A 25,170-nucleotide genomic window follows, 5' to 3' on the forward strand; every position below is an offset into this window, starting at 1 on the left:
AGTTGTGGTACCCATAAAACTTGTGTGCACCTGACGGTATGTAACCTCAGGTGCATTTTTGTTTTCCGGTCTTCTCCGGGTGTGGGCCTATCGCGGCGACGCGGAATCTGCCCGATGCGGATTTCGGCTTTACACCTATCAAAGGAGATCAACGTGGCTTCTGGCACCGTGAAGTGGTTCAACGCGGAAAAGGGCTTCGGCTTCATCGAGCAGGACGGCGGCGGTGCCGACGTCTTCGCGCACTACTCCAATATCGTCTCCAACGGCGGCTACCGCGAGCTGCGCGAGGGCCAGAAGGTGGCCTTCGATGTCACCCAGGGCCAGAAGGGCCCGCAGGCCGAGAACATCGTCGCCGCCTGACGCTGACGCACCACGCAACTGGGGCCCGCACCGTAGGGTGTGGGCCCCAGTGCGTTGCTCTTGTGGTACCCAATGCGCCGTGACGGCCTCACAAGCATGTCTGTTCTTCCGCGGCACACCGGATGGACCACTAATGGCTCCGGTTCGGGCATAAGTCCGCTCCAGCCCTCTGATCTGCATCGCAGCCGCCGTTCTTTTCGGCAAATGTCGATCATTTCGACAAACGAGGCCTGCTCTCCGCCGCCTCGTCTTTCTTCGGCTCGTGCTCGCCATTCTTGTGCCGCTCGTTGCGCCGGGAATCACTGACACGTGCCGCATCGAGGAAGGTTCTGCATGAACCATGCAACTCGCAAGCACGACCACTACTCCTCCACCCGTACGGGCGGCTCTGGCAACCCCGGCAGGGGTGACCGATTCGGCTCGCCGGCGCTGAGCCGTTCAGGCACCCCCAGGCGTTCCGGTGGTCCCGGGCGGCGTCCCGCCGGGCTCCAGGGGGAGTTCGCACTGCCGGTCACCGTCACCCCGGCCCTGCCGGCAGCCGCGACATTCGCTGAACTGGACATGCCGCCCGCGCTGATGAAGGTGCTCACCAGCCTGGGCATGAACGAGCCGTTCCCGATCCAGGCGGCGACGCTGCCGAACTCCCTGGCGGGCCGGGATGTCCTCGGGCGGGGGCGCACCGGGTCAGGCAAGACGCTCGCCTTCGGCCTGGCCTTGCTCGTCCGCACCTCCGGACAGCGCGCCGAGTCGCGGCGGCCGCTGGCCCTGATCCTCGTTCCCACTCGGGAACTGGCCCAGCAGGTCACCGACGCGCTCACCCCGTACGCCCGGTCACTGAAGCTGCGGCTGGCCACCGTCGTCGGCGGAATGTCGATCGGGCGGCAGGCCAGCGCTCTGCGCGGTGGCGCCGAGGTCGTCGTCGCGACCCCCGGACGGCTCAGGGATCTCATCGAGCGCGGCGACTGCCGCCTGGACCAGGTCGGCATCACCGTGCTGGACGAGGCCGACCAGATGGCCGACATGGGCTTCATGCCCCAGATCACCTACCTGCTCGACCAGGTGCGCCCCTCGGGCCAGCGGATGCTGTTCTCCGCCACTCTGGACCGCAACGTCGACCTGCTGGTCCGCCGCTACCTGACCGACCCGGTGGTCCATTCGGTTGACCCCTCGGCGGGCGCGGTCACCACGATGGAGCACCACGTGCTGCATATCCAAGGCGCCGACAAGCAGGCCACCACTGTGGAGATCGCTGCTCGCGACGGCAGGGTGATCATGTTCCTGGACACCAAGCACGCCGTGGATCGGCTCACCGAAAACCTCCTGAACAGCGGCGTACGCGCCGCCGCGCTACACGGGGGCAAGTCCCAGCCCCAGCGCACCCGTACCCTCGCCCAGTTCAAGACCGGCCACGTCACGGTGCTGGTGGCGACCAACGTCGCGGCCCGCGGCATCCACGTCGACAACCTCGACCTCGTCGTCAACGTCGACCCGCCAAGCGACCCCAAGGACTACCTGCACCGCGGCGGCCGCACCGCCCGCGCCGGCGAGTCCGGCAGCGTCGTCACCCTCGTCCTGCCCAACCAGCGCCGTGCCGTGACCCGCCTGATGGCCGACGCCGGTATCGTCCCGCAGACCAGCCAAGTCTGTTCGGGCCAGGCCGAACTACGACGTATCACTGGCGCCCAGGCCCCCTCGGGGATCCCCGTGACCATCACCACACCGGTGGCGAATCGGCGGACGGGACGGAACGGCCGACGCTACGGGTAGCAGGCGGGCCGGCCCTGACCGGGCTCGGCCGCGATTCGGGGCCGCCTCTAGAATCTTGTTCCATGACGATGTACGTCCCCCTCGGCCAGGGCCGGTACCAGGCGACGGAGCACACGCAGGGGCCGTGGGATCCGGGGCATCAGCACATGGGGCCGGTCACCGCGCTGCTGGTGCACGAGCTCGCCCGCGTCCCCAGCCGTTTCCCCGGGCTTCCGGAGGCCCGGCTGGCGGTGGACGTGTTCGCACCCGTCCCGGTCGCCGAGGTGGAGGTGCGCACCGAGATGATCAGGGACGGCAGGCGCGTGCAGTGTCTCGGCGCCTCCGTCGCCTCCGGCGGGCGCGAGCTGGTCAGGGCGACCGCGTGGCGTATCAGGGAAGCCGGCAGCCCGGCGAGCGAGGCCGCGCCGCCGCCCGCGCCGGTCCCGCCGCCCGCCCCCGGCGACGCGGACTCCTGGATCGCACGGGGTTTCGGGTACGGCAGGGCCACGGACTGGCGGTTCGTCAAGGGGTCCCCGGACGAGCCCGGGCCCGCCGTGGCGTGGGGCAGGACGCGGGTGCCGCTGGTCGAGGGCGAGGAGACCACGCCGCTGGAACGGCTCGCGATGTTCGCCGACAGCGGCAACGGCATCAGCGGCGTCCTGGACTTCGACGCCTACCTCTTCGCCAACGTGGACCTCACCATCTCGCTGTTCCGCGCCCCCGAAGGAGAGTGGATCTGCCTGGACGCGGCCACGACGATCGGCCCACGGGGACGCGGGCTCACCCGCACCACGCTGTTCGACCAGTCCGGCGAGGTCGGCACGGCCACGCAGACCCTCTTCGTCGCGCCACGCTGACCCGGGCGGGCGTCAGGCGGCCGTGCAGGTGACGGGGGCCGGCGTCCCATTGGCGCCGCCGGTCCAGCTCGCGGTGAAACCGGCCGTCGTCGACGCGTTGGGCGCGAGCGTGCCGTTCCAGGACTCGTTGGTGACGGTGACCGTGGCCCCGGACTGGGTGTAGCGCCCGCCCCACATCTGGGTGATGCGCTGGCCGTTGGGGAAGGTGAGGGTGACGGTCCACGACGACGTCGCCGCGGTGCCCGTGTTGCGCACCGTCAACTCGCCCTGGAAGCCGCCCTGCCACTGGTTGACCACCCGGTACGCCGCGGAGCACGCGCGCGGACCTGCTGACGGGGACGCGCTGGGGGAAGGCGAGGGGCTCGCCGACGCGGAGGGCGACGGTGAGGGGCTCGCCGACGGTGACGGGCCGCCCGCCGGCGGGACGCGGATGATCCGGTCGTCGTCGGCGGCCGGGGTCCCCCTGCCGTCGCGGTTGCTCGTCGCCACCCAGAGCCATCCGTCGGGCCCGACGGCGGCGGCACGCAGGCGTCCGTACGTCCCCTGGAACTCGGCCACCGGCGTGCCGGCCTTGCTCGCGCTCACCGGCACCGCCCACAGCCGGGTCCCGCGCAGTGCCGCGGCGAAGAGCGTGCCGTTGGCGTAGGCGAGGCCGCTGGGCGACGCCTCCGCGGTGCTCCACGTCACGAGGGGGTTGGTGTAGCGCGAGTCGCCGCACACGCCTTCGCAGACCGGCCAGCCGTAGTTGCGGCCCGGCTGGATGTGGTTGATCTCGTCCCAGGTGTTCTGGCCGAACTCCGTGGCGTACAGCCGGCCGCCCTCGTCCCAGGCGAGCCCCTGCACGTTGCGATGACCGTAGCTGTAGACCCGTGAGCCGGAGAACGGGTTGTCCCCCGGGACCGCGCCGTCGGGCGTCATGCGCAGGATCTTGCCGCCCGGGCTGTTCAGGTCCTGCGCGTTGGCGGAGTTCCCGGCGTCGCCCGTGGCCACGTACAGCATGCCGTCGGGGCCGAACGCGATGCGCCCGCCGTTGTGGAACTGGGCGCGGGGGATCCCGGTGAGGATCGGCTGCTGCGTCTGCGGCGCGCTCAGCCGGAACCGGACCACCCGGTTGTCGGAGGCGGAGCTGAAGTACGCGTAGACCCACTGGTCCGCGGCGTACGCCGGGGAGACCGCGATGCCGAGCAGGCCGCCCTCGCCGCCCGGCGAGACGTTCGGGACGGTGGCCACCCGCACGGGCGCGGACCCGGGACGCACCTGCGCGATGGTCGCGGTGTCGCGTTCGGAGACGAGGGCGCTGCCGTCGGGGAGGAAGGCCATTCCCCAGGGCGCCCGCAGGCCAGTCGTGGCGGCCTGCGCCCGGGTGAAGTCGAATCCGCCGGTCGCCGCGCCCGCGGCGGTGGGGCGGGCCGCGACGAGCGCGGTGGAGGCGAGCACCGCGCTGAGGGTGGTCGCGATTGCCACGGCGAGACGTTTGGACATCGAAGGCTCCAGGTCGAGATGTGGGATTGCGGCTCATGCCCCGTCGAACGCGTCCGCCACGCCCGGACCTGGCCCCGTACGCGCGATCGGGGCCGGGCGGGCGCCGGCATGGCGGACAGGCGTCATCTGACCGTGCAGGTGGCCACCGGCGCATCGACGGCGGCACCGGCCCAGCCGATCGCGAACTGCCGCGTCACCGACGCGCCCGGCGGCAGCACACCGTTCGAGGGTTGGCTGGTGACGGTCACCGTGGCTCCCGGCTGGGCGTAGTTGCCGTCCCCCATGTGCACGTAGCTCAGACCGTTGGGGACCTTGAAGGTGACGATCCACGAGGTGATGGTCAGGGTTCCCGTGTTCCGCACCGTCAGCTCGCCCCAGGAGGCCGCCGCCCAACTGAGGTGGAGCCGGATCGTCGCTTCACATGATCGTGTACCCGACGGGCCGGGCGACGGCGACGCGCTGGGGGACGGTGAGGCGCATGACGACGGGCTCGATGACGGGCTGGGCGACGGCGAGGGCGAGGGTGAAGCGCTGAGCGAAGGGGAGGGGCAGGGTGCGGGGCTGGGCGACGGCGAGGGACACGCCGACGGGCTGGGGGACGGTGAGGGCGACGGTGACGGGCTGGGACTGGGGGACGGCGACGGTGAAGGGCTGAGCGAGGGGGAGGCACTGGGGGACGCCGACGGGCTGGGGGACGGTGAGGGCGACGGTGACGGGCTGGACGAAGGGGAGGGGCACGGCGAGGAGCCGCCCGGCGACGAGGGCGACGGGACGGGCGACGGCGAGAGCGGGGGACCGGCCGACGGCGACGGGCTCGACGGCGGCCCCGTGCCGACGGGCGGGATCCGGACGATCAGGTCGTCGCCGGGGCCTACCGTCCCCCTGCCGTCGCGGTTGCTCGTCGTCACCCAGAGCCATCCGTCGAGCCCGACCGCCACGGTGCGCAGCCGGCCCGGCGAGCCCCGCAGTTCGGCCGCCGGATCACCCGTCCTGACGCCTCCGCCGACCGGCACCGTCCACAGCCGCTTGCCTGCGAGGGCGGCGGCGAAGAGCGTGCCGTTGGCGTAGGCGAGGCCGCTGGGCGAGGCCTCGGCCGAGTTCCAGGTCACCAGGGGGTTCACGAGGTTCGGGTTGCCGCACACGCCCTCGCAGGCAGGCCAGCCGTAGTTGCGTCCCGGCTGGATGTGGTTGATCTCGTCGGTGGTGTTCTGGCCGAGCTCGGTGGCGTACAGCCGGTCGGCCTCGTCCCAGGCGAGCCCCTGGACGTTGCTGTGGCCGTAGCTGTAGACGGGCGAGCCGGAGTACGGGTTGGTCGCGGGGACCGCGCCGTCCCGGGTGACGCGCAGGATCTTGCCGCCGAGGCTCGATCCCTGGGCGTTCGCCGGGTAGCCGGCGTCGCCTGTGGCCACGTACAGCAGGCCGTCGGGGCCGAACGCGATGCGCCCGCCGTTGCGCGACGGGCCCCGGGGGATGCCGGCGAGGATCACCTGCTGGGTCTGCGGGGCGCCGAGCCTGAACCGGACCACCCGGTTGTCCGATGCGCTGGTGTAGTACGCGTAGACCATCTGGTCCTGCGCGAACGTGGGGGAGAGCGCGATGCCGAGCAGGCCGCCCTCGCCACCCGGCTTCACGTTCGGGACCATGGCCACCTGTTCCGGCGAGGATCCGGGACGCACCCGCACGATGATCGCGGTGTCGCGTTCCGAGACGAGTGCGCTGCCGTCGGGGAGGAAGGCCATGCCCCAGGGCACCCGCAGGTTCGTCGCGACGACCTGCGCCCGCGTGAAGTCGAAACCGCCCGTCCCCGCGTCCGCCGGGGCCGGCCGGGTCACGACGAGCGCCGCCGCGGCGGCCACGGCGCAGACGGCGACGGAGAATGCCGCGGACAGTCGCTTGGGCATCACATGCTCCCGGGGCGGGACGGGGGCTTCCGGCTCAAGGTCATCGAAAGCGCCCGCCGTGCCCGGGGCAACCGGCAGACGGGCGTCTGTTCTCCGACCTGCGCGTACGCCCGCCGGCCGGGTCCCGCGCGGGAAACTTTCACGGGCCCGCGGCCGGCCGGCGCGATCCCGGGTGTCCCGATGATCGGCGGTCTTGCGGCTCGCGAACGCGGCGAGTAGGTTCCGGGTACGCCGTCGAGCAGGAAGGAGGTCAGAACAATGTCCGATGTTCTGCGCCCCGTCCGCGCTCCGGCGTTCGCGCGGATCTGATCCGGGGCGTTCGCCTTCCCGGAGGATCAATCCATGACCGAGGTGGTCATCCGTCCGCTGGTCGCGGGCGAGGAGAGCCTGTTCGACTCCATGCCCGATCCGCTGCCCCAGCTGCGCCAGGTCGGCTACGCCGACGGCATCGCCGGCGGCGGCTACCGGCCCGAGCGCACCTGGGTCGCCCTGCGTGCCGGGCGCGTCGTCGGCCGGGCGGCCTGGCTGCTGCCGCCGGGCGCCGCCGGCGCTCCCTGGCTGGAGCGTTTCGACCTGGACGCCGAGCCGGAGGTGGGCGCCGCGCTGCTGCGCGCCGCGCACGAGGCGCTCGGCGGGCCCGGGTCGTACTACGCCGCCCTGCCGCCGCACTGGCGCGGCCGGCCGGACGTCCTCGCCGTGGTGGAGGCGCCGATGGCCGCGGCCCGCCTCGCCGGCCTGGTCGAGCGTGGTGAGCGGCTCAGATACTCCTGGACGGGCACGCCGCCCGCGGCGCCCTCCGGGCGGTACACCTTCCGCCCGGCCGCCGGCGCGGCCGAGATCGACGCCCTGGTGGCGCGGATCGCGGAGCCGGACCTGCTGACGGGCGCCGAGATCGCGCGGGCGGTCGCCGGCGTGGATCCGGCCACCGATCCGCTGGCCTGGTGGACGGGACCGATCGGCCGCTGGCGTGTGGCGCTGGACGCGGGAGAGCCGGTCGGCCTGGCCGGAACGGCCGGGGACGCGTGCTATCCCCTCATCGCCTATCTCGGCGTGCTCGACGGGGCCGCCCGGGGTGACCTCCTGGCCGATGCGGTCAGGGTCCTGGCCGGCGGCGGCGCCGCGGAGGTGATCGCCGACGTGGACGCGCATCGGGCGGAGGCGTCGGCGGACCTGGAGCGGAGCGGGTTCCGGCAGGTGCGGGCCCGGGTGCTGTTCGAACCCGCCGCCGTCCCCCGGTGAGAGCCGCCCCAGATCACGTGGAGCAGGCGCGGAGACGCCGCCAACTCCTCGGCAAGCTGCCCACAAGTCGCGCTGCGTACAACCAGTGACATGAACGACTACGACATCCGGCGGCCGGCGCCCGCCGACACGGCGGCGATTCACGAGCTGGTCACCGAGCACGACATCGAAGTGACCGGCAAGCCCGACTGGACGCTCGACGACGTCGCCGACACCCTCGGCGAGCTGGACCTGGAGCACGACAGCTGGGTGGTCCGCTCGGGCGGGCGGCTCCTCGGCTGGGGCTACGCCAGGCGCAAGGGCGACAGCGACAACGTGGACATCGACGTGCAGGCGCGGGAGCCCGGCGCGGCCGCGCTGCTGTGGGACCTGGCGCTCGGCCGCGCCGGCGGCCTCGCCCGCGAGGCCGGGCACGACCACGCGGTGGTGGACGTCAGCGTCTACGAGCAGGACACCGTCATGCGCGAGGCCGCCAAGGAGCGTGGCTTCGCGCCCGCGACCAGCTTCCACCGCATGCGGACCGACCACGCCGGTGTACGGCCCGTCTTCCTGCCCGGGGTCACGGTCGAAGCGGGCTCGCCCGGCGGCGAGGAGGTGCTGCGCGCGGCGCACGCCGTCCAGCAGGAGGGTTTCGCCGAGCACTTCGGATTCGTGCCGAAGACGTTCGAGGAGTGGGCCGAGGAGATGGAGGCGTCCAGCGCGAACGACTGGACGCAGCTGCTGCTGGCCCGCGTCCACGGTGAGCCCGCGGCCATGCTGCTCGGCACGAACCACTTCGTGCCCGACGAGAACTGCGGCTACGTCCGCACGCTCGCGGTGCGGCCCGCCTTCCGCGGGCGCGGCCTCGGCCGGCTGCTGCTCACGCGGGCCTTCGAGGCCGACGAGCGGCGCGGGCGGGTGGGCACGATCCTGCACGTCGACGGCAACAACACGACTCCGGCGCTCGGCCTGTACCAGTCGGTCGGCATGCGCCCCGTGCTCGTCATCGACGTCTGGCGGGCCCTCGTGCGTCCCGGATCTTGAGACTGCGTTGCTCACAACGCGGATGCCTCTACTGTGAGATAGGGAGAAAACAGACAGCAAGGAGAGTTGATGCTGCACGAGAGGCTCGAGGCGGTCTACGACAACGTCCTGCGCCGCAATGCGGGCGAGACGGAGTTCCACCAGGCCGTACGCGAGGTGCTGGAGAGCATCGGCCCCGTCCTCGGCAAGCACCCCGAGTACGCGGAGCAGAAGATCATCGAGCGGATCTTCGAGCCGGAACGTCAGATCATCTTCCGGGTGCCCTGGGAGGACGATCAGGGCGAGGTGCACATCAACCGTGGTTTCCGGGTCGAGTTCAACAGCGCGCTCGGGCCGTACAAGGGCGGGCTGCGCTTCCACCCCTCGGTCTACCTCGGCATAATCAAGTTCCTGGCCGTGGAGCAGATCTTCAAGAACAGCCTGACCGGCCTGCCGATAGGCGCGGGCAAGGGCGGCGCGGACTTCGATCCGAAGGGCCGCTCCGACCGGGAGATCATGCGCTTCTGCCAGAGCTTCATGACCGAGCTGTACCGGCACATCGGCGAGTACACCGACGTGCCCGCGGGGGACATCGGCGTCGGTGGCCGGGAGATCGGCTACCTGTTCGGCCAGTACAAGCGCATCACCAACCGGTACGAGTCCGGAGTGATCACCGGCAAGGGGCTGACCTACGGCGGCGCCCAGGTCCGCACCGAGGCCACCGGCTACGGCTGTGCGTTCTTCGTGGAGGAGATGCTCAAGGCGCGGGGCACGTCGTTCGACGGCAAGCGGACGGTCGTCTCGGGCTCGGGCAACGTCGCCATCTACGCCATCGAGAAGGTGAACGAGCTGGGCGGCGTCGTCGTGGCCTGCTCCGACTCCTCCGGCTACGTGGTGGACGAGAAGGGCCTCGACCTCGACCTCCTCAAGCAGATCAAGGAGGTCGAGCGACGCCGCCTCAGCGCGTACGCCGAGCGCCGCGGCAGCGGGGCGGCGTACGTGGCCGGGCGCAGCGTGTGGGAGGTGCCCTGCGAGGTGGCGCTGCCGTCGGCGACGCAGAACGAGATCACCGGCAAGGACGCCGAGGCGCTGGTGCGGAGCGGGTGCGTCGCGGTCGGCGAGGGCGCCAACATGCCCACCATGCCCGAGGGCATCCGGGTGTTCCGGGAGGCCGGGGTGGCCTTCGGTCCCGGCAAGGCCGCCAACGCGGGCGGCGTGGCCACCAGCGCCCTGGAGATGCAGCAGAACGCCAGCCGCGACTCGTGGACGTTCGACTTCTCCGAGCGGCGGCTCCAGGAGATCATGAGCGACATCCACGCCCGCTGCCTGGAGACCGCCGACGCGTACGGCATGCCGGGCGACTACGTGGCCGGCGCCAACATCGACGGCTTCCGGCGGGTGGCGGACGCCATGCTCGCCCTCGGCCTCATCTGAGCGCCCACGTAGGACTCATCGGCCGTCCCGGCGGGTGCGCAGGAGAGGTACCGCGCACCCGCCGGCGGCCAGCGAGACCGCGGCCAGCGACAGCGACGTCACCGCGGCGGCGTGCGCGGACGGGGCGAGGCTGAGGAACAGCGTGCCGAAGACGGCCACGCCGACCACCTGGCCGAGCTGCAGCATCATCGCCAGCAGGCCGCTGGCGTCGGCCGCGTCGGCGGGCGCGACCCGGGCCAGCGCCACCGCCATCAGCGGGCCGAACGTGCCCGCCATGCCGGCCCCGATGGCCACGAAAGCGATCTCCAGCAGCGGCTCGCCGTGGCCGCCGCCGGCCAGCGCCGCCGCCAGGGCCAGCTCGCCCGCGGCGGTGACGACGGCGGACGTGACGATCACCGGCCGGTGCAGGCGGGCCGGCAGCCGCTTCCAGTTCAGGCTGGTCAGGCCGAAGGCGGCGGCCGCGGGGATGAACAGGCAGCCCGCCCGCAGGGCGCTGTCGCCGAGGCCGCCCTGCAGGTGGAGGGCCATGGCGAACAGCCAGCCGCCGTATGCCGCCATCACGAGGAAGACACCCGACGCGGCGGCGGCCACCCCGGAGGCGCGCAGCAGGCGGCCGGGGACGAGCGGATGCGCCGCCCGCCGCTCCACGAGCAGGAACGCGCAGAACGCGAGCACCGCCAGTCCCATGGAGATCCACCCCCACAGCGGCCAGTTCTCCTCGTGGCCGAGCACGAGCGGCACGACCAGCAGGCAGACGGCGAGCGACAACGTGACCAGGCCGGGCACGTCGAGCCGCTGCTCGCGCCGCACGTGGACGGCGGGCAGCGTACGGGCGCCGGCGGCCAGCAGCGCGAGCCCGATCGGCACGTTGACCAGGAAGACCGGCCGCCAGGCCGTGCCGAACAGGTCGGCGGTCACCAGCAGTCCGCCGAGCACCTGGCCGACGACCGCGCCGGCCGAGATGACCGTGGCGTAGACAGCGAGCGCGCGTCCCCGGGCGGCGCCGTCGAAGGTGACCTGGATCAGGCTGAGCACCTGGGGCACCATCAGGGCGGCTCCCGCGCCCTGCACCAGCCGGAAGGCGATCAGCACGCCGATCGAGGGGGCGAGCCCGCACATCAGCGACGCGGCCGTGAACACCACGAGCCCGGCGAGGAACAGCCGCCGGTAACCGAGCAGCCCCCCGAGGCGTGCCCCGGTGATCAGCAGGATCGCGTACGCCACGGTGTAGCCGGAGACGACGAGTTGCAGCCCGGAGCCGGTGGCCCCGAGGCCGGCGCGCATCGTGGGCGCGGCGACGTTGACGATGGTGGCGTCGAGGACGGCCATGAACTGCCCCGCCAGGATGACGGTGAGCAGCAGGGCCGGCGAGGTGCGCCGCGCGGCCGGCGCGCGGGTGGCGACAGTGGTCATGGCGGCAACGATGCGGCCGCCGCGATACCGGTGCCGAGAGCCTGCGGATACTGGTAGCGACACCACCTGGCAACGCGTCCGCACACTCGCCAGGATGGAGAGGTGACGACGGGGACCCGCAGCAGGCACACCAGGCGTGAGGAGCTCGCGGCCTTCCTGCGCAGCAGGCGCGAGCGGATCCGGCCCGAGGACGTCGGGCTGCCGCCCGGGTTGCGCCGCCGTACGCCGGGGCTGCGGCGGGAGGAGGTCGCCCAGCTCGCCGGCGTGGGCGTGACCTGGTACACCTGGCTGGAGCAGGGCCGCCCCATCAACGCGTCGGTGCAGGTGCTGGACGCGATCGCCCGCACGCTGCGGCTGGACGCGGCCGAGCGGGAGCACCTCTACCGGCTGGCCGACCTGCCGGAGGTCGCCGGCCCCGGCGACGCCGGGGACGGCCTCGACGCCGAGGTGCACACGATCCTGGGCCGGCTCGACCCGCTGCCCGCCTGCGTCTACAACGGCCGGTACGACCTGCTCGCCTGGAACGCCGCGTACGGCACGATCTTCGCGTCCGTGGTCGGCCGGCCCCGGCTCGAGCGCAACGTCCTGTGGCGGGTGTTCACGATGCCGGGCTGCTGCTGCCCGCTGGTGAACAAGGAGGAGGAGCTTCCCCAGATGGTCGCCACCCTGCGAGCGGCCTTCGGCAGGCACGTGGGGGAGCCGGCGTGGACGAACTTCGTCACCCGGCTGTCGGCGGCCAGCCCCGACTTCGCGCGGATGTGGGCGACGCACGACGTGGCCAGGCCGGGGGCGCGGATGAAGCTGTTCCAGCACTCCTCGGTGGGGCTGATCAGGCTGACGTCCACCAGCATGGCGCTGGCGGCGCCGCCGGAGACCCGCATCGTGGTCTACACGCCGGCGGACGACGAGAGCCGCGGCCGCATCGAATGGCTGCTGGCCCATCCGGAGGCCGGTCACTGCCCGCTGCACGAGGAGACGGTCCGGGGGTGAAGCCGCATGGGCCGGACCGGCGAGGAGGACCGGCACGTGCCCGCCGATCCGGAGGGCGACGAGTTCCGCCTGCTGCGCCGCCGCCTGTGAGCCTCGCGGGGGCCGATGCGATAGCGTCCGGAGAGTGGCGAGGATCTTCACGGTCGACGAGGCCGAATCGCTGATGCCGGTGGTGCTCCAGCACGCCCGGGAGTTCGTCGCCGTACGCGCCGACCTGGCCGAGCTCACCCACGACCTGCGGCACGCGGGCGCCTCACCCCTCGGCGGCCTGCCGGAGGCCAAGGGCCTGGAGGCGCGGATGGACGAGATCCTGAGCTGGTTCGACGCCGAGGAGATCGAGATCAAGGGCGTCGCCCCGCTGCTCGTCGACTTCCCCGCCGTGCTGGGCGGCGTGTCCGTACGGCTGTGCTGGCTGGAGGGGGAGACCGACCTGGGCTGGTATCACCGCAGTGACCTCGGCTTCCCCGGCCGCCGCCCGCTGCCCTGATCTCGCGGCTGCCGCCGCACTGCCCCTGCGGCGAGGGAGCGGGGCCCGAAGGCGCCCGCTCCCCGCTCGCGCGGCTACCGCGCCGTGACGCACGGTCGTGCCGGTCAGCCGGTGGTGCAGGCCGAGCCGTTGAGGCTGAAGGCGGAGGGGTTGGGGTTGTTGCCGGAGTGGGTGCCCTGGAAGCCGAACGAGGCGGTCGCGCCGGGAGCCAGTGAGCCGTTGTAGGACACGTTGCGCGCGGTCACCGACGAGCCGCTCTGGCTCACCGTGGCGTTCCAGGCGTTGGTGACCTGCTGGCCGCCGGAGAAGGACCAGGCCAGCGTCCAGCCGTTGATCGTGCCGCTGCCGGTGTTGGTGACGGTCACCTCGGCGGTGAATCCGTTGTTCCACTCGTTCTTCGTGTAGGACACGCGGCACGCGCCGGTGCCTCCCGGCGAGGAGGGCGAGACCGTGGGCGAGGGGCGGGAGGAGGGCGAGACCGCGGGAGAGGGCGAGGGCGAGGGATCGGTCGTGCCGCCGATGGTGATGTTGGAGCTGCCGCTGCTCTGATAGCCCTCGGTGGCGAGGATCTGGTAATCGTGGTTGCCCAGGGGCATGCCGTAGCGGGCCCACGCGTCGAAGTGGTTGCCGATGGTGATGGTGCCGCCGGTCCTCTTCTGCTGCCGGACGCTCCAGTACTGGTTGAAGGTCTGGTTGCCGTCGATCGAAGGCGCGTTGTAGCGGGTGGTCTGGTAGACGTCATAGGTGCCGCCGTCGGAGGTGACGGTGCCCTTGTACGTGCCCGTCGGCCGCCAGGTGCCCCAGTTGTCGACGATGTAGTACTCCACGAGCGGGCTCCGCGTCCAGCCGTACAACGCGAGGTAGGCGTTGCCGGAGGGGTTGAAGCTGCCGGAGTAGGTCACGGTCCTGCGCGTGCCCGGCTTCCAGCCCTTGCCGGCGACGAAGTTGTTGGTGTTGCGCCAGGACGTGCTGTAGTTGCCGCCGGAGCCCAGCTCCATGGAGACCGTGCCCTGGCTGTCGGTCCAGAACGAGAAGAAGTATCCGTTGTTGGTGCCGGTCTGGTTCGTGGTGACGGCGGCGTGGGCGACGCCGGGCAGCAGCGCCACGGCCGCGGCCAGTGCCACGGCGCAGACACGGCCGATCAACAGCCGCACACCGCCGCGTCCGCGGCTTCTCATCCGGACGGGAATGTGATTCATGTACGTACTTCCTCCTCAACGGGCCGAGGGCGGCCGGCCTACGTGCTGCCGGGGTGACGGCCACCGCGCCGGCGTCGCGCACCGCGGCGGAGGTCGGCCGGTCGTCACGCGGTCGCCGACCTGAGGACCATGTCGCGGTTCGTGACCCGGATCGACAGTGGTCGAGGCCCTTCGCTTGGGCGAAATTATCGGACAGACGGCGAAAGTGTCAGACCATCCGGCCGGGCTGTCAACGACTCGCGTAAAGCCGGTTCCCTGCCCAGAGGGTCGTCTTGGCGGATCGCTCCTGGTCACGTGTGCTCGGCGGTGGGGCGGGCGTCGGCGGAGGCGATGAAAGTTACGCGGCCCTGATGTTCACCCGTTGGTGCGGGCCTCGGTGACGCTCCGAGCGGGAGGGCTCGATACTTTCGCCACCGTACCGATACTTTTCTGGCCGGCATGCCGGCTGCTTCGTCCCTGCTGATCAAGGACTCACGGCTGGACTCTCCCACACTGGGAGACCCCATGCTGGGGGCATGAACGAGGAACTTCGGCGCGTGGCGGTGCTGATCACCCATCTGATGACTGCTCTGGAGGGGCTATGACACCGCGATTGGTCCACTATGGCCCCGTCACCTGCCTCAATGTCACCGGCATGGGCGAGCCCGGCGGTGCCGAGCATGTCTCGGCCATCGGCGCCCTTCACGCTGTGGCCTCCGTCATGGGCGGCCCCGCAGGGCCGCTGGAGGGTCGTTGGTGGGTGGAGGACATCTCCAGGCCGCCGCTGGAGGTGCCGCGCGATCAGTGGCGATGGCATCTGCTGGTGCCGCTGCCCGACGTTCCCGAGGCGGGGGTGGTCGAGGCGGCACGTGAGCGGGCGCGTGTGTCCGGCGCGGCCGTCGACCGCGTCCAGGTGGTCACCTTCACCGAGGGCGAGTGTGTGGAGTTGCTCCACGAGGGGCCCTACAGCGAGGAGAAGGCGTCGCTCGACGTGATGGAGGCGTTCATGACCGAGCACGGTCTGGTGCGCAACGGGCTGCACCACGAGATCTACCTGACGGATTTCACCGATCCTCGGCCCAAGACGATGCTCAGGCAGCCGGTGGCGCGCCCCGCCGGGTGATCGGGTGGCAGGCCCCGTCTACCGGGAGCGCCCGGGTAACGCGGCGAGGCGCCACTGGGCCACGCGCAGCAGGGCTCGATTCGCCGGACACGACCTTCAGTCGGACAGGTCGTCGAAGCCCTCGATCTCGCCGAAGGCGGCGCCGTACCGGACGCACACCATGCGGGCCACCGACTCGTGTGCGCCGAGGGGTTCGGCGCACCCGGCGCCGATCGACTCGGCGGCCGTCGTGATCCGGTCACGGTCGGCCTCGGGCCCGATGACGTACGGCACCATGGCCAGCCGGTTGGCGCCGATGTTGCGCAGGCGCTCGGCGGCGTCGCGCACACTCGGCTGGCCGTCCAGCGCGGCGGGGACGACCGGGAGCGTCAGGCGGGCGGCCAGCAGGACGGCCGTGGCGTCGGCCCCGCGGGCGGCCTCGTCGCCCCCGGCGGTCGCAACGATGATCCCGTCGACGGGGGAGGAGACGTTGAACAGGCGCATCCGGTCGGCGCGGGCCAGGCCCGCCTCGGCCAGGCGCACGTGCAGGGCCTCGGCCAGCAGCGGGTGCGGGCCGAGCGGATCGGTGATCTTCACCGCGGCCTCGCTCTGCGTCACGGCGTCCCGTACGGCGCGCAGCACGCGCGGATGGGGCCCGGTGACGAGCGGGACGACGACCGCGGCCGGTCCGTCGGCGGGCCGCTGCGCGGAGATGGAGGCGAACTCCTTGGTGAGATCGGCGCCGCCGTCCGCCAGCGAGACGATGCGAAGGTCGATCTGGGGGTTGTCGATCCTGACGATGGAGGCGACCTCCATGGCCACGTCCCCGTTCGGGCCCGCCGGTTCTCCGGCCCTGCCCGGCACCGCGAGGACCAGGGCGGGCGCGTCGGGCGGCAGGTCGGCGGGGAGTGGCCGGCGGTGGCGGCCTGTCCCGGGCCGAGGAGAGCGCTCCCTGATGGGGAGCTTCGGGGGGTCCTCGTGACCTTCGTTCACATCGGCGGATTCTAGGGCGAATCTGGCCGAAGAGCAGAACCAACGCGCGGCTTGTTGCGTCTTGGTGATCTAGGCGGTTTACCTCTTCGTTACTTGACGCTCTCCACGGGGGCGGGTTTGATATGGACTCATCCAGCCGTAAACGTTTACCGATCGCTCACGTTACTGGCTGGTAAACGATTACAGGACACTCTCTTCCAAGTGAGGTGGCCGGTGACCGAGGGTCCCACGATCACCACGATCGCGCAACGCGCCGGTGTGTCGATCGCCTCGGTGTCACGGGTGCTCAACGGGCTTCCGACGCGTGAGGACACCGTGCGGCGCGTCATGCGCGCGGCCGACGAGCTCGGCTACGTGCCCAACTCGGTCGCCCGCTCGCTCCGCAACCGCCGCACCGACCAGGTCGCCTTCGCGATGGCCGACATCGGCAACCCGGTCTACGTGGCGATGGTGCGCGAGATCCAGCCGGTGCTCAAGGAGGCCGGCTACCGGCTCCTCATCCACTCCACCGACGGCGACGCCGAGGACGAGCTCGGCGTGCTGCGCGGGCTGCGCGAGCGCTACGTGGACGGCCTCATCATCAGCCCGCTGCGCGGCGTGACCGAGGAGCACGTGCGGGCCATCGTCGCCGCGCGCGCCCCCGTCGTCGTCATCGGCGCGTTACCGGAAGGCATGCCGGAGGGTGCGCCGGTCGACAACGTGCGGACCGACTCGAGGACCGGCGTCCGGCTCGCGCTCGACCACCTGTACGCGATCGGCAGGCGGCGCATCGGCTTCCTCAACGGCCCGCTCGACACCGTTCCCGGCGCCGCCCGCGCCGCCGCCTACCGGGAGGCCCTGGAGGCACTGGGCCTGCCGTACGACGAGGACCTGGTCGAGGTGGGCGACTTCTACCGCGACAGCGGCGCCCGCGCCGCGCGGGCGCTGCTGTCGCGCGTGCCCGGCTTGGACGCGCTGATGTGCGCCAACGACCTCATCGCGCTCGGCGCCCTCGACGTGCTGCGCGAGCACGGCCGGGACGTCCCCGGAGACGTGGCGGTGGTCGGCATGGACGACACCGATCTCGCCTCGGTGACCTGGCCGACGCTGACCAGCGTCTCGCTCGGCTCGGCCGAGCGCGGCAGGGCGGCGGCCACGCTGCTGCTCGACCGGCTGCAGAACGGCCCCCGCGAGCCGCGGGTGACGGTCGTGCGGCCGAGCCTCACCATCCGCGGCTCGACCGCTGTTCCCGGTCTTCCCGGCACCGCTGGGGACGGTCGGTGACCGCGCTCGCCGAGCGGCCGTACGGCGGGTCGCGGGGCGGGCCTCAGGGCGGGTCCCAGGGTGGGTCACAGGGCGGCCGGCGCTCCCGGGGCGCGCTGGCGCTGATGCTGCCGGCGCTCGTGCCGGTGCTGGTGTTCAGCGTGGGCCCGCTGCTCTACGGCATCCTGCTGGCCTTCACCGACGCGCGGTCCGGCCGCAACACCGAGACCTCGTTCGTGGGCCTGGAGAACTTCGCGGAGCTGCTGTCGGACGGCGACTTCTGGGAGTCGTTCCGCATCGGCCTGGTCTGGGGCCTGTCGGTGACCGTGCTGCAGTTCCTCGCCTCGCTGGGGCTCGCGCTGCTGCTGAACCAGGACCTGCGCCTGCGCGGCGTCGCCCGGGTGCTGGCGGTCGTGCCGTGGGCCATGCCGCCGGTGGTGATCGGCCTGATGTGGCGGCTGGTGTACCACCCGGACGCGGGCCTGCTCAACGGCCTGTTCGGCACGCGCGTCGACTGGCTGCACGACTTCTCCCTGGCGCTGCCCGCCGTGATCGTGGTCGGGGTGTGGACCGGCATGCCGCAGACCACGGTCGTGCTGCTCGCCGGCCTGCAGAACGTGCCCAAAGAGCTGTACGAGGCGGTCAGCGTGGACGGCGCGGGCGCCTGGCGGCGCTTCTGGAACGTCACGCTGCCGCAGCTGCGGCCGGTGATCGTGGCCATCACCTCCCTCGACTTCGTGTGGAACATCAACCAGTTCAGCCTGGTCTACGTGCTCACCCAGGGCGGGCCCGGCGGGCGGACGAGGCTGCCCATGCTGTTCGCGTACGAGGAGGCGTTCCGGTACGGCTTCTTCGGCTACGCCGCGACGCTCGGCGTGGCGATCACGATCGTCGTGCTGGCCGTGCTGGGCCTTTATTTATGGCGGCAGGCGCGGGAGGCGGACTGACATGACCCGTGCGCTGAAATATCTCGCGTTGCTGGGATACGTCGTGTTCCTGGCGTTCCCGCTGCTGTGGCTGCTGTCCACCGCCCTGAAAACGCCGCAGGAGATGGCCGCCCTCGATCCCACGTGGATCCCGCGCCGGCCGACCCTGGCGAACTTCGCCGACGCCTTCGGGGAACAGGACCTGCTCGGCGCCGCCCTGCGCAGCCTCGTCGTCGCGGTCGCCACCGCCCTGATCACGGTGACGCTCGCGCTGCCCGCGGCGTACGCGCTGGCCCGCCACCGAAGCGCGGCCGGCCGGATCGCGATCGGGTGGGTGCTGGTCAGCCAGGTCTTCCCGGTGGTCCTGGTCATCATTCCGCTGTTCATGGTGCTGCGGCGGCTGGAGCTGGTGAACACGCTCGCCGGGCTCACGGTCGTGCACGTCACGTTCGTCATGCCGTTCGCGCTGTGGATGCTGCGCGGGTACGTGCGGGCGGTGCCGCGCGAGCTGGAGGAGGCGGCGGCCGTGGACGGCGCGGGGCGGCTGCGCGCGCTGGCCGCCGTCGTCGCCCCGCTGCTCGCGCCCGGCGTGGTCGCGACGCTGCTGTTCGGCTTCATCTCGTCCTGGAACGAGTTCCTGTTCGCCCTCGTGATCCTCAAGGATCCCGAGGTGGAGACCCTTCCGCTGACGCTGGTGCGCTTCGTCGGCCCGGAGGGGGTCGCCCGGCTCGGCCCGCTGGCGGCGGCGTCGCTGCTCGCGACCGTGCCGAGCCTCGTCTTCTTCGCGATCATCCAGCGGCGCCTGCGGTCCGGCCTGATGGCCGGCGCCGTCAAGGGCTGACCCGCATGGCGACCATTGATTGGAGGTCTCAATGAGCGAGCGTAGCGAGCGAATCGGGAAACACCGCGATCGACGAGTGTCGCTCCGAGCCGAAGGCGAGGAGGCGGCATGAGGAGATTGGGTGCCGCGCTGGCCGTGGCGGCGGTCGCGCTCGCCGCCGGATGCGGGAGCGGCGGCGACGGCGGCGACGCCGCGTCCGGGGGGAACGGGCAGCCGGTGCGGCTGCGCTTCCTCAGCCTGGCCTGGCAGAAGGAGTCGATCGAGGCCAACAAGCAGATCGTCGCCGAGTGGAACACGGCCAACCCGAAGATCCAGGTCGAGTACGTCCAGGGGAGCTGGGACAACGTCAACGACCAGCTCGTGACCTCGTTCGAGGCCGGCGACCCGCCGGACGTCATCCACGACGACTCCCCGGCGCTGTCGAGCTTCGCCTCGCGGGGCTTCCTGCTGGACCTCACGGGCAAGGTCCCCGCCGAGCTGAAGAACGACATCCCGCAGGCGGCGTGGGACACCGTCACCTTCTCCGACGGCAAGAGCGGCCAGGGCGTGTACGGCGTGCCGTTCCTGCAGGAGTCGCAGGTGCTCATCGCCAACAAGAAGCTGCTCGACGGCGCCGGTGTGCGCCTGCCCACCCCGGACGCGCCGTGGACGTGGGACGAGTTCGCCGATGTGGCGAAGAAGCTCACCAAGAAGGGCGCGTACGGCGTGGCCTGGCCGATGAAGTCGCCGGTCAACAAGGTGCTGAACCTGGCGCTGAACTTCGGCGGCACCTTCTTCGACACGCAGAACGGCAAGACCACGGTGAAGGCCGGGGCGCAGGAGCGGGAGGTGCTGCAGCGCATCCACGACCAGCTCTACACCGACAAGTCGGCCGACCCGTCCGCGCTCGGCATGGGCACCGCCGACCCGCTGCCGGGTTTCTTCGCCGGGAAGTACGCCATCCTCCCCGCCGGGGTGTACCTGCGCCAGCAGGTCGCCGAGCAGGCGCCGAGCGGGTTCGAGTGGGTCACGCTGCCGCCGCTGAAGGGCGTCACCTCGCAGCAGGGCGCGGTGTCCCAGACGCTGTCGGTCGCGGCCGACAGCGAGCACTCCGACGAGGCGCTGAAGTTCATCGCCTACTTCCTGAACGGCCCGAACCAGGCGAAACTGGCCAAGGGTGACTGGCTGCTGCCCACCAGCACGACCGCGGCGAAGGACCCCGCGCTCACGACGGAGGAGAACGGCTGGGACGTCGCCACCGCCTCGGCGAAGGACCTCGTCGTCGCGCCGTTCCTCAAGGTGAACGGGTACGACGAGTGGAAGAGCAAGGTGGCTACGCCGGCGATGCAGGAGTACTTCGCCGACAAGATCAGCCTGGACGAGCTCGCCACGCGGCTCGTCGAGGAGGGGAACAAGGTGCTGGAGCGGTACAGCCGATGATCTCCGTCCGCGACCGCGCCCGGGGCTGCCTGCTCGGCCTCGCCGCCGGCGACGCCCTGGGCGCACCCGCGGAAAACCTCGGGCCGGAGGAGATCGCCTCCCGGTGGGGCGTGCTCACCGAGATCGAGGGCGGCGGCACCGACGACACCGAATACACGATCTTCGCCGCCACCGTGCTCCTGCGCCACGGTCACGGGCTCACCTCCGAGGACGTGGCGCGGGCCTGGCGCGAGGAGATCGTGGCGCGGCTCGACGGGCCGATGCGCGGCGCCGGGTTCTCCGAACTCGGCACCGTCGAGGCCCTGCGGCGCGGCCTGGAGCCGCCGCTGACCGGCCGGTGGCACGCCCACGGCTGGTCCGACGGCCTGGCCATGCGGGCGGCGCCGTACGGGATCTTCGCGGCGGGCGACCCGGACGAGGCGGCGCGGCTGGCGGAGGCCGACGGGCGGGTGAGCCACACCGGCGAGGGGATACTCGGCGGCCGGGCGGTGGCCGCGGCGGTCGCGGTGGCGATGACCGGCGCCCCGCCGGGCGAGGTGGCCGGGGCGGCCCTGCGGGCGGTGCCGGAGGACTCCTGGACCGCCCGCAACCTCCGCGCCGCGCTCGACGTCGCCGCCCGCACGCCCCGTCCCCTCCCGGGACGCGCCCTGCACGATTCCTTCGGGCGTGCTCTGCACGACGCCGTCGTGATGGCGCATTACCCGTGGACGGACCTGGCGCCCGAGGCGGTCGCCCTCGCGATCGCCGCCTACGTGGCGGGCGGCGGGGAGGTGGAGGCGTCGGTCGTCACCGCGGCCAACCTCGGCAGGGACGCCGACACCACCGCCGCCGTCGCCGGGGCCCTCGCGGGGGCGGGCCGCGGCGAGGCGGCGGTGCCGGAGCGCTGGGCCGCGCGGATCGGCCCGGTGGCCGGGCGCTGCCTGCCCGTGGTCGCCGGACGGGACATCCGCGACGTGGCCGACGAGCTCGTGAAAGGAATGTAGGACCAGATGGCATCGGGGGAGAGGCTCGACCGGGTGCGGGGGGCCTTCGCCGGCCTCGCCGCCGGGGACGCGGCCGGGTGGCCGGCCGCCCGGCACCGGTCGGCGCTGCTGGCCGGCTGGAGCAGGCGGCTTCGCCGGGAGCTCGACGCGTTCGCCGAGGAGCACCAGGTCACCACGCTGCCCGTGCCGTTCGCGCTGAACCAGCCGGTGGCGCCGCTGGCGCTCGGCCCGTCCGACGACGCCGAGTGGCTGGCCTGGACGGCGCTGACCATCCGGGAGGACAGGGCGGAGGCGTTCGGCCGCCTCGCGGGCCGCGGCGACGTCCGGGCGCGCGTCTCGGTGTGGGCGGCGCTCGACAACCTGGCGGCCGGCAAGCGCCCGCCCGCCAGCGGGCACGACAACCCCCACCACTTCGACGACGCGGCGGCCGTGCGGGCCGTCGCATTCGGCGCGGCGGGCCTGGACCCGGTGGAGGACGCGCGCGTCACCAACGCGGAGGACGGCGTGCTCGGGGCGGTGGCGACGGCCAGGGCCGTCGCCGCGCTGACGGAGGGCGCCGCGATGGCCGAGGCGATGGAGGAGGCGCTCGGCGCGCTGCCGGCCGGCACGGCCATCGGGCACGCGGCGCGCGAGGCGCTCGCGGCGGCGCGGGCGGCGGGCCCGCCCTTCGCCGCCGTCCCGGCCCTGGACGCCGCCGTGCTCGACCACGTCTACAGCTACGGCGTCGCCGCCGCGCAGACGGTGCCGATCGCGCTGGCCCTCGCGGACGCCGCCGTCTCCGCCACCGGAGGGACGCCGGAGGCGTTCGGCGCGGGCGTCTCGGCGGCGGCCTGCCTCGCGCCGGTCGCCGACTCCGCGCCCGCGCTCACGGGCGCGCTGCTCGGCTGCGCCGTGGGGTACGACGCGCTGCCCGCCGCCTGGCGCGAGCGGGTACGCACGCTGGCCGGGTGCTGCCTGCCGGAGCTCGCCGGAGCCGACCTGCTGGACATCGCCGGGCGGCTCGCATGAGGTCCGCCCCGTCACGCGTACGGACAAGGGGGAGGACTGGATGACGCCGCAGGAGGACCTGCTGGCCGATCGCGCCGTGGGGTGCGTGGCGGGCGCCGCGGTGGCCGACGCGCTCGGCGGGGCCACCGAGGGATGGACGCCCGAGCAGATCCAGGAGCGTTACGGGGGCCGCGTCCGCGGTGTCGTCCCTCCCTTCAACGAGGACTGGCGCGACGCCCGCCCGATCGCGCCGTACCACAAGGGGGACGGCCACGTCACCGACGACACGTTGATGACGCACGCCCTCATCCGCGTGTACGAGCGGGTCGGCGGCCACCTCGACGCCTACGCCGCGGCCGAGCACCTGGTGCCCGAGATGATCGGCGAGAGACGGTGGATCCCCGAGCTGGAGGCCGAGGCGCTGCCGCTCCAGCGGGTGTTCCTCGCCGAGAAGTGGCTCGTGCTGCGGCTGCACTACGGCCACGCCGACCCCCGTGAGGCCGGTGTCGGCAACATCGTCAACTGCGGCGCCGCGATGTACATGGCCCCGGTCGGCGTCGTCAACGCCGGCGACCCCGACGGCGCGTACGCCGAGGCGGTCGACCTGGCCGGAGCGCACCAGTCGAGCTACGGCCGGGAGGCGGCGGGGGTGCTGGCGGCGGCCGTCGCCGAGGCGATGCGGCCCGGCGCGACACCCGACTCGGTCGTGGCCGCCTGTCTGCGGCTGGCCCACGACGGCACCCGGGCCGCCATCGACGCGGTCTGCTCGGTCGCCCGGGGGCTCGGGCACTGGGAGGGCTCGTTCGAGGCGTTGCGGGCGGCGGTCCGGCCCTACGACACGGTGGCCGACACCTACCGCGACCAGGGCCTGGGGGCGCGCCGGCCGAGCCGGCTGCACAGCATCGAGGAACTGCCGCTCGCGCTCGCCTTCCTGGTCATCGCCGGGGGCGACTACCGCGAGACCGTGCTCGGCGGCGTCAACTACGGCCGCGACGCCGACTCGATCGCCTCGATGGGCGGGGCCCTCGCCGGGGCGCTCGGCGGACGGGCCGCCGTCCCGGCCGACTGGCTGGAGCGGGTGGCCGCGGCCAGCCGTACGGACCTGGTCGGGCCGGGGCTGGCGCTGGCGGCCGTGGCGCGGCGGGTCCACGCGGCCGACCGGGAGCGCCGCCGCGCGCACGAGGCCGCCTTCGACGCCCTGCTCGGGCCGCGCCGGGACGAGGACTCCCGGTGATCCGGCTGACCTGGGTGCAGCCGGAGGACCTGGTCGGCCACGAGCTGCGGCAGGCCGCCGAGGACGGGCGGGGGGCGATCCCCGAGGTGGCGGCCGCCGGTGACCGCTGGCGCGCCGCCGGGGGACACGACGCGCCGCCCCGGGCGGGCGCCTCCACCGGGCCCGCCCCCGAAGGGCTGCGCGCACTCGCCGGGGAACTGCTCGATGAGCTGGCCACGATCGGTTCGCCGCTGCCCGAGCCCTCCTCGCTGGAGGAGATCGTCGCGTCCTGCCCGGACTGGCCCGGCGGGCGCGCCGCCGTCCGGCCCGAGCCCGGGCGGGTCCTGGCCGCCTGGTGGGGGAGGGCCGCCGGATGCCTGCTGGGCAAGCCGGTGGAGAAGATCCCCCGGGAGGGGATCAGGGCCGTCGCCGAGGCGACCGGCAACTGGCCGATCCGCGGCTGGTTCACGGCGAAGGGGCTGCCGCCGGAGATCGCCGAGCGCTGGCCGTGGAACCGCCGCAGCGCGGCCACCAGCCTCGCCGAGAACATCGACGGCGTGCCCGAGGACGACGACCTCAACTACGCGCTGCTCGCGCTCACCGTGCTCGAACGGCACGGGCCGGGCTTCACGACCGAGGACGTGGCGCGGACCTGGCTCGACGCGCTGCCCGCAGGGCGGGTCTTCACCGCCGAGCGGGCGGCCTACCGCAACCTGCTCCTGGGGCTGGAACCACCCGCGACCGCCACGCATCGAAACCCGTTCCGCGAGTGGATCGGCGCGCTGATCAGGGCCGACGTGTACGGCTGGGCCAGTCCGGGCGACCCGGCGACGGCCGCGTCCCGGGCGTGGCGGGACGCCCGGCTCAGCCACACGGCCAACGGGATCTACGGCGCGATGTTCGCCGCCGCCATGTGCGCGCAGGCGCTCGTGGCCGGGAGCGTGGACGAGGTGATCGAGGCCGGGCTGTCGGTGGTGCCGCCCGGCTCGCGCCTGGCCGTCGCCGTACGGCAGGCCGTGGCCGACGCCGCCGCGGAGCCGGACTTCGAGCGGGTCGCGGACCGGCTGTACGCGCGGCACGGACAACTCCACTGGGTGCACACGGTCAACAACGCGGCTCTGCTGGCGGCGGCCCTCGTGCACGGCGCCGGGGACTTCGCCGCGACCGTCGGCTCGGCCGTGGCCGGAGGCTGGGACACCGACTCGGCCGCCGCCACGGCCGGATCGATCGCCGGGGCGCTCGCGGGCGGCGTCCCCGCACAGTGGACGACCCGGGACCGGCTGGCCAGCAGCCTGCCCGGCTTCGACGGCGTGTCCATCGAGTCGCTCGCCGCCCGCACGCTCGCGCTCAACGAAGGGGACCGGCAGTGATCTCG

General features: G+C 72.7%; 22 protein-coding genes. 17 read left to right on the forward strand and 5 right to left on the reverse strand.

From position 1 onward, the window contains the following. Positions 1-153: 153 nt before the first annotated feature. The 3 genes from HHX30_RS07210 (at position 154) to HHX30_RS07220 (ending at position 2,963) form a co-directional block, all read left to right on the forward strand. Positions 154-360, forward strand: a complete 207-nt coding sequence (locus tag HHX30_RS07210) for a cold-shock protein (protein ID WP_169950158.1) — start codon at positions 154-156, stop codon at positions 358-360. Positions 361-693: 333 nt separating this feature from the next. Continuing rightward, entirely contained in the window at positions 694-2,127 is a 1,434-nt protein-coding gene (locus tag HHX30_RS07215) for a DEAD/DEAH box helicase (protein WP_169980607.1), read from the forward strand. A gap of 62 nt (positions 2,128-2,189) precedes the next feature. After that, on the forward strand, positions 2,190-2,963 hold the full coding sequence (locus HHX30_RS07220; protein WP_169980609.1) for a thioesterase family protein: 774 nt from the start codon (positions 2,190-2,192) through the stop codon (positions 2,961-2,963). Between the two features lie 12 nt (positions 2,964-2,975). On the opposite strand, the gene HHX30_RS07225 is transcribed toward HHX30_RS07220, so the two are convergent. Further along, on the reverse strand, positions 2,976-4,445 hold the full coding sequence (locus HHX30_RS07225) for a PQQ-dependent sugar dehydrogenase (RefSeq protein WP_169980611.1): 1,470 nt from the start codon (positions 4,443-4,445) through the stop codon (positions 2,976-2,978). A gap of 122 nt (positions 4,446-4,567) precedes the next feature. Next, positions 4,568-6,346 carry a PQQ-dependent sugar dehydrogenase gene (locus tag HHX30_RS07230; protein WP_169980613.1) on the reverse strand — a complete coding sequence of 593 codons (1,779 nt, stop codon included), beginning with the start codon at positions 6,344-6,346 and terminating at the stop codon, positions 4,568-4,570. 342 nt (positions 6,347-6,688) lie between these two features. Here HHX30_RS07230 and HHX30_RS07235 point away from each other — a divergent pair, with 342 nt between their 5' ends. The 3 genes from HHX30_RS07235 to gdhA all read left to right on the forward strand — a co-directional run bounded on the left by HHX30_RS07235 (position 6,689) and on the right by gdhA (position 10,021). Further along, complete coding sequence (locus HHX30_RS07235) at positions 6,689-7,585, forward strand: acetyltransferase (protein WP_169980615.1); 897 nt, start codon at positions 6,689-6,691, stop codon at positions 7,583-7,585. 90 nt (positions 7,586-7,675) lie between these two features. Then, positions 7,676-8,608 carry a GNAT family N-acetyltransferase gene (locus HHX30_RS07240; protein ID WP_169980617.1) on the forward strand — a complete coding sequence of 311 codons (933 nt, stop codon included), beginning with the start codon at positions 7,676-7,678 and terminating at the stop codon, positions 8,606-8,608. Between the two features lie 69 nt (positions 8,609-8,677). Beyond that, positions 8,678-10,021, forward strand: a complete 1,344-nt coding sequence (gene gdhA / locus HHX30_RS07245) for an NADP-specific glutamate dehydrogenase (RefSeq protein WP_169980619.1) — start codon at positions 8,678-8,680, stop codon at positions 10,019-10,021. 15 nt (positions 10,022-10,036) lie between these two features. Here gdhA and HHX30_RS07250 read toward each other — a convergent pair whose 3' ends face one another. After that, a complete protein-coding gene (locus tag HHX30_RS07250; RefSeq protein WP_169980621.1) occupies positions 10,037-11,434 on the reverse strand; it encodes an MFS transporter in 1,398 nt (465 codons plus the stop codon). Between the two features lie 102 nt (positions 11,435-11,536). Here HHX30_RS07250 and HHX30_RS07255 point away from each other — a divergent pair, with 102 nt between their 5' ends. Both HHX30_RS07255 and HHX30_RS07260 read left to right on the forward strand, forming a co-directional pair. Beyond that, positions 11,537-12,424, forward strand: a complete 888-nt coding sequence (locus HHX30_RS07255) for a helix-turn-helix domain-containing protein (protein ID WP_169980623.1) — start codon at positions 11,537-11,539, stop codon at positions 12,422-12,424. A gap of 124 nt (positions 12,425-12,548) precedes the next feature. Beyond that, on the forward strand, positions 12,549-12,911 hold the full coding sequence (locus HHX30_RS07260; RefSeq protein WP_169980625.1) for a DUF2203 domain-containing protein: 363 nt from the start codon (positions 12,549-12,551) through the stop codon (positions 12,909-12,911). A gap of 104 nt (positions 12,912-13,015) precedes the next feature. Here HHX30_RS07260 and HHX30_RS41405 read toward each other — a convergent pair whose 3' ends face one another. Continuing rightward, positions 13,016-14,110 (reverse strand): glycoside hydrolase family 11 protein, encoded by a 1,095-nt coding sequence (locus tag HHX30_RS41405; RefSeq protein ID WP_169980627.1) that lies wholly within the window; start codon positions 14,108-14,110, stop codon positions 13,016-13,018. A gap of 580 nt (positions 14,111-14,690) precedes the next feature. On the opposite strand from HHX30_RS41405, the gene HHX30_RS07270 reads away from it, so the two are divergent. Further along, entirely contained in the window at positions 14,691-15,212 is a 522-nt protein-coding gene (locus HHX30_RS07270) for a GyrI-like domain-containing protein (protein WP_169980629.1), read from the forward strand. Between the two features lie 96 nt (positions 15,213-15,308). On the opposite strand, the gene HHX30_RS07275 is transcribed toward HHX30_RS07270, so the two are convergent. Beyond that, positions 15,309-16,184, reverse strand: coding sequence for a sirohydrochlorin chelatase (locus HHX30_RS07275; RefSeq protein WP_169980631.1), 876 nt, complete (start codon positions 16,182-16,184; stop codon positions 15,309-15,311). A 213-nt stretch (positions 16,185-16,397) separates the two neighbouring features. Between HHX30_RS07275 and HHX30_RS07280 the strand changes: the two genes are divergently transcribed. From HHX30_RS07280 to HHX30_RS07315, 8 genes are all read left to right on the forward strand, one after another. Further along, positions 16,398-17,447, forward strand: coding sequence for a LacI family DNA-binding transcriptional regulator (locus tag HHX30_RS07280; RefSeq protein ID WP_169980633.1), 1,050 nt, complete (start codon positions 16,398-16,400; stop codon positions 17,445-17,447). Continuing rightward, on the forward strand, positions 17,444-18,373 hold the full coding sequence (locus HHX30_RS07285; RefSeq protein WP_310741916.1) for a sugar ABC transporter permease: 930 nt from the start codon (positions 17,444-17,446) through the stop codon (positions 18,371-18,373). Before HHX30_RS07280 ends, HHX30_RS07285 begins: the two co-directional genes overlap by 4 nt. 1 nt (position 18,374) lies before the next feature. Further along, entirely contained in the window at positions 18,375-19,193 is an 819-nt protein-coding gene (locus HHX30_RS07290; RefSeq protein WP_169980635.1) for a carbohydrate ABC transporter permease, read from the forward strand. A 108-nt stretch (positions 19,194-19,301) separates the two neighbouring features. Next, positions 19,302-20,612, forward strand: coding sequence for a sugar ABC transporter substrate-binding protein (locus tag HHX30_RS07295; RefSeq protein ID WP_169980637.1), 1,311 nt, complete (start codon positions 19,302-19,304; stop codon positions 20,610-20,612). Then, positions 20,609-21,595 (forward strand): ADP-ribosylglycohydrolase family protein, encoded by a 987-nt coding sequence (locus HHX30_RS07300; protein WP_169980639.1) that lies wholly within the window; start codon positions 20,609-20,611, stop codon positions 21,593-21,595. Before HHX30_RS07295 ends, HHX30_RS07300 begins: the two co-directional genes overlap by 4 nt. Before the next feature lie 6 nt (positions 21,596-21,601). Then, entirely contained in the window at positions 21,602-22,603 is a 1,002-nt protein-coding gene (locus HHX30_RS07305) for an ADP-ribosylglycohydrolase family protein (RefSeq protein WP_169980641.1), read from the forward strand. Positions 22,604-22,643: 40 nt separating this feature from the next. After that, the gene (locus tag HHX30_RS07310; RefSeq protein ID WP_169980643.1) at positions 22,644-23,816 is read left to right on the forward strand and encodes an ADP-ribosylglycohydrolase family protein; all 1,173 of its coding nucleotides are present in this window, start codon (positions 22,644-22,646) and stop codon (positions 23,814-23,816) included. Further along, positions 23,813-25,165 carry an ADP-ribosylglycohydrolase family protein gene (locus tag HHX30_RS07315; RefSeq protein ID WP_169980645.1) on the forward strand — a complete coding sequence of 451 codons (1,353 nt, stop codon included), beginning with the start codon at positions 23,813-23,815 and terminating at the stop codon, positions 25,163-25,165. Before HHX30_RS07310 ends, HHX30_RS07315 begins: the two co-directional genes overlap by 4 nt. Positions 25,166-25,170 lie beyond the last annotated feature (5 nt).

The sequence above is a fragment of the Microbispora sp. H10836 genome (assembly GCF_012999525.1).
Classification (GTDB): Bacteria; Actinomycetota; Actinomycetes; order Streptosporangiales; family Streptosporangiaceae; genus Microbispora.

Excerpts from the sequence above, each read along its gene's own strand:
- HHX30_RS07215 (WP_169980607.1), top strand. The coding sequence starts at position 694 with ATGAACCATGCAACTCGCAAGCACGACCACTACTCCTCCACCCGTACG.
- HHX30_RS07220 (WP_169980609.1), top strand. The coding sequence starts at position 2,190 with ATGACGATGTACGTCCCCCTCGGCCAGGGCCGGTACCAGGCGACGGAG.
- HHX30_RS07225 (WP_169980611.1), bottom strand. The coding sequence starts at position 4,445 with ATGTCCAAACGTCTCGCCGTGGCAATCGCGACCACCCTCAGCGCGGTG.
- HHX30_RS07230 (WP_169980613.1), bottom strand. The coding sequence starts at position 6,346 with ATGCCCAAGCGACTGTCCGCGGCATTCTCCGTCGCCGTCTGCGCCGTG.
- HHX30_RS07235 (WP_169980615.1), top strand. The coding sequence starts at position 6,689 with ATGACCGAGGTGGTCATCCGTCCGCTGGTCGCGGGCGAGGAGAGCCTG.
- HHX30_RS07240 (WP_169980617.1), top strand. The coding sequence starts at position 7,676 with ATGAACGACTACGACATCCGGCGGCCGGCGCCCGCCGACACGGCGGCG.
- gdhA (WP_169980619.1), top strand. The coding sequence starts at position 8,678 with ATGCTGCACGAGAGGCTCGAGGCGGTCTACGACAACGTCCTGCGCCGC.
- HHX30_RS07250 (WP_169980621.1), bottom strand. The coding sequence starts at position 11,434 with ATGACCACTGTCGCCACCCGCGCGCCGGCCGCGCGGCGCACCTCGCCG.
- HHX30_RS41405 (WP_169980627.1), bottom strand. The coding sequence starts at position 14,110 with ATGAATCACATTCCCGTCCGGATGAGAAGCCGCGGACGCGGCGGTGTG.
- HHX30_RS07270 (WP_169980629.1), top strand. The coding sequence starts at position 14,691 with ATGACACCGCGATTGGTCCACTATGGCCCCGTCACCTGCCTCAATGTC.
- HHX30_RS07290 (WP_169980635.1), top strand. The coding sequence starts at position 18,375 with ATGACCCGTGCGCTGAAATATCTCGCGTTGCTGGGATACGTCGTGTTC.
- HHX30_RS07295 (WP_169980637.1), top strand. The coding sequence starts at position 19,302 with ATGAGGAGATTGGGTGCCGCGCTGGCCGTGGCGGCGGTCGCGCTCGCC.
- HHX30_RS07300 (WP_169980639.1), top strand. The coding sequence starts at position 20,609 with ATGATCTCCGTCCGCGACCGCGCCCGGGGCTGCCTGCTCGGCCTCGCC.
- HHX30_RS07305 (WP_169980641.1), top strand. The coding sequence starts at position 21,602 with ATGGCATCGGGGGAGAGGCTCGACCGGGTGCGGGGGGCCTTCGCCGGC.
- HHX30_RS07310 (WP_169980643.1), top strand. The coding sequence starts at position 22,644 with ATGACGCCGCAGGAGGACCTGCTGGCCGATCGCGCCGTGGGGTGCGTG.